3 protein-coding genes and 2 pseudogenes are annotated in these 6,205 nt (G+C 67.3%); 4 read left to right on the forward strand and 1 reads right to left on the reverse strand.

Features of this window, described 5'->3' with window-relative positions; all coding sequences use genetic code 11:
• The 3 genes and pseudogenes from KUM49_RS42390 to KUM49_RS49460 form a co-directional block, all read left to right on the forward strand.
• A pseudogene (locus KUM49_RS42390) lies at positions 1-655 on the forward strand (integrase core domain-containing protein); the annotation flags it as partial.
• Between the two features lie 32 nt (positions 656-687).
• A pseudogene (locus KUM49_RS42395) lies at positions 688-903 on the forward strand (oleate hydratase); the annotation flags it as partial.
• A gap of 250 nt (positions 904-1,153) precedes the next feature.
• Positions 1,154-3,682 carry an AAA domain-containing protein gene (locus KUM49_RS49460; RefSeq protein ID WP_254402637.1) on the forward strand — a complete coding sequence of 843 codons (2,529 nt, stop codon included), beginning with the start codon at positions 1,154-1,156 and terminating at the stop codon, positions 3,680-3,682.
• Between the two features lie 329 nt (positions 3,683-4,011).
• Here the strand turns inward: KUM49_RS49460 and KUM49_RS42405 are convergent, their stop codons facing one another.
• Positions 4,012-4,755 carry a hypothetical protein gene (locus KUM49_RS42405; protein ID WP_217242281.1) on the reverse strand — a complete coding sequence of 248 codons (744 nt, stop codon included), beginning with the start codon at positions 4,753-4,755 and terminating at the stop codon, positions 4,012-4,014.
• A gap of 455 nt (positions 4,756-5,210) precedes the next feature.
• On the opposite strand from KUM49_RS42405, the gene KUM49_RS42410 reads away from it, so the two are divergent.
• Positions 5,211-6,205, forward strand: a 995-nt coding sequence (locus KUM49_RS42410; protein WP_217242282.1) for an MFS transporter, incomplete at its 3' end; no start/stop codon positions are given.

Below are 6,205 nucleotides of genomic sequence, written 5' to 3' on the forward strand. Positions count from 1 at the left end.
CCACCGTCTGGGAGATCCTGAAGGAGCACGGCATCCCGCCCGCGCCGGAGAGACAGAGCCACACCTGGGCCGACTTCCTGCGCGGCCAAGCCGACGCATGCTCGCCTGTGACCTCTTCGAGGTCCGCACCCTGACCGGTGCCCGCCTGTACGCCCTTGTCGTTCTCGAGCACGCCACCCGGCGTATCCGCATCCTCGGCGCCACCGCACACCCCACCGCCGAGTGGATAGTGCAGCTCGGGCGGAACCTCGTCATGGACCTTGAGGACGCAGGCAGCAAGGCCAGATTCTTGATACGCGATCGTGACTCGAAGTTCACACAGGCCTTCGACGCCGTCCTGGCCGACGCCGGACTGAACGTCATCACCACCGGAATCCGAATGCCCAGGATGAACTCCCTCATAGAACGCTGGATCCAGACCTGCCGACGCGAGCTCCTGGACCGCACCTTGATCTGGAACCACAGCCACCTCCTGCACGCGCTCCGCGAGTTCGAGTCCTTCTACAACGGACACCGGCCCCACCGCGCCCTGAGGCAAGCCGCTCCGCTCCGCCCCCTTCCCGCAGCGATCAGCGAACCAGGACAGATCGAACACCTGGAGATCCACCGGCGCGATCGACTCGGCGGGACCCTTCACGAGTACCAACATGCCGCCTGGCCAGGCCGGATGTTTAATTGGCACCCGCACAGTTCGCGGAGGTGCCGGACGACGTCGTCTTCACCGTCGAGTACTCGGTGCGCACCGCCTGGACGGCGGTGGCCCGACTCCTCAAGCTCGACAAGCACCCGCCTGATGCGTACCGGCAACGTCGACGCCTTGGTCAAGGAAGCCGGGAAGCTCGAGCAGTTGCTGTCGGATCCGCTTCCCCAGCCCGGTCGAAGTTCAGCGACGTTGGCGGGTGAGATGCGCATCCTCCGCACTCGCGCCGCCGTTTTGCGCGACCAGGCCGGCCGACAAGTCCAGGGTGAGGTACAGCTGGCCGGGGTTCTGGAACAGCGGGCGGAGCTCGCCGAGAAGGTCGGACTTCCGGTGTCTCTCCTGACACAGATGTGGGCGACCGACGACCAGTCGGCTCTTGCCCGCTGGGAAGCGCGGGCCCGCAGGGCGGCAACGGCGGGGGGCTGGTGGGGAGGCTGGCGGCGGAAGCGTGCGATGAAGGCGTTCGTCTCGGCTGCCACTCCGCACGTGGCCACGCACCTGCCGGAGTGGACCGGTGAACGGCCCGTGGTCTCCGAATCCCTCGCCGATCTGGCCGACGTAGCGGGCCTGGAGCGGCAGGTGCGGGAGCTCACGCCGGCCCAGCTCACCCAAGACGAGGAGGCCGTACGTCAGGCTCGCGCGGACTGCACCACGACACGAGCCGAACTGTCGGCGGAGCTGTGCGCGGCGGTGTCGGCGGAGGCGCTCAGCCGCGGGCGATCGCTGCTGAACCAGCGACTCCAGACACTGCGGCAGCACTCGGGGACCCAGCGCAGCCAGCTGAATCTGCTGCGCCACCTGAAGGGGTGGGCGATCACCACACACGCGGTGCGCCAACTGAGGCCCACCGCGAAGCTCTTCGACTTGGTCGTCATCGACGAGGCCAGCCAGTGCTCCATCGCTTCGGTGCTGCCGCTGTTGTTTCGCGCCCGGCGGGCTCTGATCATCGGCGATCCGATGCAGCTCAGTCACATCCCCGGCATCTCACCGGAGCAGGAGCGGCAGGCACCTGTCAGCGCAGGTCTGAGCGCGGCCTGGTTGGAGGACCGGAGGCTCTCCTACCACGTCCACTCCTCGTACCACGCCGCCGCGCAGAACGGTGACTCCGCCCTGCTCCTCGACGAGCACTACCGCTGCCACCCGGAGATTGCCGACATCGTCAACGGCCACTGCTACTCCGGCGCGCTGGAAATCCTGACCGACGTACGCCGACAGGTACCCGCCGTCGACCTCGCGGGCACCGGTGAAATCGCTCCCGTACTGGCTTGGGCGAACGTTTCTTCCAGCGAGTCGGCGCGCGGCCCCGGAGGAAAGTCCTGGCGCAACCCGTCCGAAGCCGCTGCCGTAGTCGAAGTCGTGCGGAAACTGCTGCGCCACCTGCCGGAGACCGCAACGGTAGGTGTAGTGACCCCCTTCCGCGCGCAGAAGGATGCCCTGGAGCGCATGGTGGGCAGCGACCGGGTGCGGGTGGGCACGGTCCATGCCTTCCAGGGCGGTCAGCGCGACGTCATGGTCCTCGTCGGCCGCGCCCGCTACCGACGCGTCACCTGGGCCACCGTCAGCTCCATCCTGGGCATCAGCGAGGACACCGCCCGCCGCCGCTACACCGAGCGCTACATCCTGCGCCGCCTCACCCGCTTCAACCGCTCCGAAACCACCCTCACCACACTCGCCGGCCTCTACAACAGCACCGGCCCACGCACCGCCGACTCCGCGGACACCCCAGCCGACAGCGACACCGCAGCAGACACCTGCGATGGCACCGAACGGGGCGAGGTCCCCGACCAGTCCGCCCCCATCGAATCCTCCGGAGCCGCCTACAACCGCCTCTCCCCCATCCTGTCCATGCTGATCCGCTCCGCCCAGCTCACCAACAAGGAGGTCAGCTCCCGCATCGGCTGCTCCGCCTCCTACCTCTTACGGATTTTGTCCGGCGAACGCGTACCCACCTGGGAGCTGACACGGAGGTTCGCCCAGGCTTGCGGGGCCGACCCCGACGTCCTGCGCACGGTCTGGGAATCCGAGAAGCTCAGCCAGAAGTCCCGTGAACCGGAGACCCCGGACCCTGATGACCCGCCCATGCCCGCCACCGAACGACTCCGCACTGCCGTGCACACCCTGCACCTGCGCGCCGGACGCCCTGCGCCCAGCGACATCGCCGTCGCCAGCCGCTGGCTCCTCACCGCCGCCGCCGTCGCCTTCATCCTGGAAACCGCCGTCCTGCCGCACCGTGACGTCCTTGCGACCTTCGTCCGCGTCCTGGGCGGCGACGTCGACCACTTCACCCAGCTCCTGGCCAACGCCCGCCGCGAAGCCACCCAAGGATCTGCATTCCTACAGTCCTCCTCCCCCCACGCCGTCAGCCCCGGCGAACCAAGCGACACACCCCCGCCAGAAACAGACGCCCACGAGCCCCATCCCGTCGGCGCGGACGCCGTCATGAAGACCTTCAGCAAGGTCCTCACCGAGGAACACACCGTCGAAGACGGCCGCGCCCGGCTCCTGCACAAACACGCCGAACAGCAGGGCACACCCGCCCAACCAGCAGAGCGCACACGCCCCCGGCCACTCACCGCGATCACCGAGGCACTGCGACACCACGCCCTGGCACCCGTAGCCCTCGCCCCCTCCAAGCCGGGCCGTGACGGGCGGGCGCACCGGGTAAGGCCCGCACTCGGTCAGCAGCTATACCCACCGAAAGCGGAATTCAGCACTACGACAGTAGAACCCATGCCCAGGCTGCGCCCGCCGGTGTGTCAGCCGGGTGAGTCGTGCAACGGGCCTTTATGCGGCAGACGGCTCCGGGATGCCGGATCTTGGTCCGGACGGCCACCTCGACGCCGATTGAGGCTTGTTCTGTTCCATAGCGTGCTCGGTGACGGCGGCCTGGACCTCACCAGCCAGTTTCCGCCAGTGCAGCCAGGTGCCTTCTCGTACGCCTCGGTCTGCTCCGTCCAGGGCGTCGCCGTGGGAAGGCCGTAGGAGTCCCGCAGTTTCAGGACCCGGACCGGACGTGCACCTTGTCGGCCGCGCTCTGCATCGCCACCAGTTCATCGAATGTGTGTTCCATGACGGATCCCATGTCGCCCGTGGTGGCAGCCCGGCCCGGGCGACGAGGGCGTGGATTCGCCCCCTGCCGTCCACATAAAGGGGCATGCGCTCCCGGCCGACCCGTTTCTCAATGAGGCAGACCACGCTCCTGGGGGCCTTGCTGTAGGTCCCGCCCCACTCGTTGTGGCTGAGCGCTTCATGGCCGCTCCGGGCTCTGTGACCGGCTGGGACTTGTCCTCAGTCGCGAGACGCAATGACGTTCATAAGTTGCTGGTGGCGCCCCGGACCGACCCATCACCCCAGTACCTGCGGTTGAAGTGCGTGATGAGTTTCTGCGCCACGAGAAGAACAGACGCGAGGCCCAGGCCCACGCTTGCTCCTACGACGAAGCGTGACCTTCCGTTACCCGATAGAGCGACGATGGCGCCGAGCACGGCAAGGGCGACAGGCATAAAGCCAGGGATCGGCAGCTCGGGGCGGTACCGACGCACGTCCACCTCAATGAGCGCGGCACGGATCGTCAGCCTTGGCTGGGGTCCGTCTACCAAAGCCGAGACGGTTATCTGTTGCTTCTTCGCGATCAGAGTGGGACCGATCGTTATGCATTGACCGTCGACATTCAAACTTGGAGGGACGGCGTGAGAAGGCTCAGATGTGCTGTCCAAGACAGAGATCACCCGAGCCCCGAGATCGATGCGGATTGGGACGCCGTTGTCGAACGCGTCGCTAGGGATGTCGCGGACACCGCTGTTAAGCAACCTGATCTTGAGGACATGAGGATCGGTGAGCGCCGCACCGTTCAGACTCACAGACAGCCCTCCGCGGAGCAGGCTCGATGGCGAAATGAGTGGTGTCAAGGTGACGAGATCGTATGTCAGGCACCGTTTCGGATAGGCGGCTCGCAGCGTTGCCCAAGCTCCTGCAACCAATGCGGCTATTGCCACGCCCACACTCGCCGCCGCCCAGAGCGATTCGGTCTCGTACCACTGCCCAGCCGTCGTCATAGCGCTCATTGAACTGCGTGAAGGCGGAACAACACCAATCCTGTAAGGACTTGACACCGTTGACATGGTGATCCGCCGAGCACGCTGACACTGAGCGTCGCCTGGCCACTCTGGGCATGATCTCGGCATCGTGGTCCTGGCTGGATTGCTGCTCGATCCTGGCGCGCTTGAAGCTGTGCCGCATCCGGGCCCACGTGTCCGGATACCGCAGGGGACCCTCGCCGAGTGCTGCCCTGTGGCCGCGCCTCACAGCGGCACCCCCTGCGAAAACCACTTGAGGCCTGCTGCGTGTGCTGGCACGGTGGCCCGTTGTGCCTGCAGCGGATGCGCCCGAGAGTCGAGATCGTGAGCCATCTGAAGGGGGCACGTTACCGGTTTCCAGTACGGGCCTCGCGTCCGAGCGGCCGCTCCGTTCCGCTGCCTTCCGTTGGTTTCTGGGCGGCCAGTCGATCTCCATGGCCGGCAGTGCCATGTCGCCTGTCGCCCTGGCCTTCGGCGTCCTTGAGGTCACCGACAGTGCGACCTGGCTGTCCGCGGTCACCACTGCGGCCTTGGTCCCGATGGTCGCGACGCTCCTTCTCGGTGGAGGCATCGCCGATCGTTACCGGCGCGACACTGTCCTTCTTCTCACCAGCCTGGGCGCCGGCCTCACCCAGGTCGGCGTCGCGCTCGTCCTCCTGGGACACCAGCGCCCGGCGTTCCTGCTGCCATTGGCTGCCCTCAACGGCATCTTCCAGGGGCTGACCAAGCCCGCGTTGCGCGGCATCGTCTCGAACCTTGCGGCGGGACGCGGCCTGCAGCAGGCCAGCTCCCTGCTGGCGTCCGTCGGGAACGCCACTCGGATCCTCGGCCCGACCGCAGCCGGTCTGCTGACCGCGTCAGTCGGAGGCGGCTGGGCGGTCGCCGCCGACGCCGCGTCCTTCCTCCTGGCGGCCGCGTTCTTCGCCAGGATGTCGCTGCCCGCCCTGCCCCCGCGCGCCAAGGACGGTCCGACGATGCTCGGCGAACTGCGGGAGGGCTGGAGCTACTTCAGCTCCCAGCCGTGGATCTGGGCCGTGACGTCGGCCTTTGCCGTCTTCAACGCCGCCAACATGGGTGTCTGGCAGATCCTGGGCCCGGTGATCGCGAACGACACGATCGGCGCGGAGGGCTGGGGCCTGGTGCTGAGCGCCCGCGGTGTCGGAGCGCTGCTGGCCAGTGTGGTGATGGTGAAGCTGACGGTGCGACGGCCGATGGTGCCGGCACTGTCCTCGATGACGCTGGGCGCCGTTCCGCTGATCCTGCTCGGCTCCGGCGCGAACACACTCTGGCTGGCCGCGGCAGCATTCGCGGCGGGAGTGGCCTCCGAGTTCTTCACCGTCGTGTGGATGACCGTCAACAACACCCACGTCCCGGAGCGGCTGCTCTCCCGGGTCGGCGCCCACGACGAGTTCTGGTCCTTCGTGCCCAT

It is taken from the genome of Streptomyces sp. AC555_RSS877, from assembly GCF_019049245.1.
Lineage (GTDB): Bacteria > Actinomycetota > Actinomycetes > Streptomycetales > Streptomycetaceae > Streptomyces.

Bases quoted from the DNA above. Each gene is read 5' to 3' on its own strand.
- KUM49_RS49460 (WP_254402637.1), top strand. From the start codon at position 1,154: ATGAAGGCGTTCGTCTCGGCTGCCACTCCGCACGTGGCCACGCACCTG.
- KUM49_RS42405 (WP_217242281.1), bottom strand. From the start codon at position 4,755: ATGACGACGGCTGGGCAGTGGTACGAGACCGAATCGCTCTGGGCGGCG.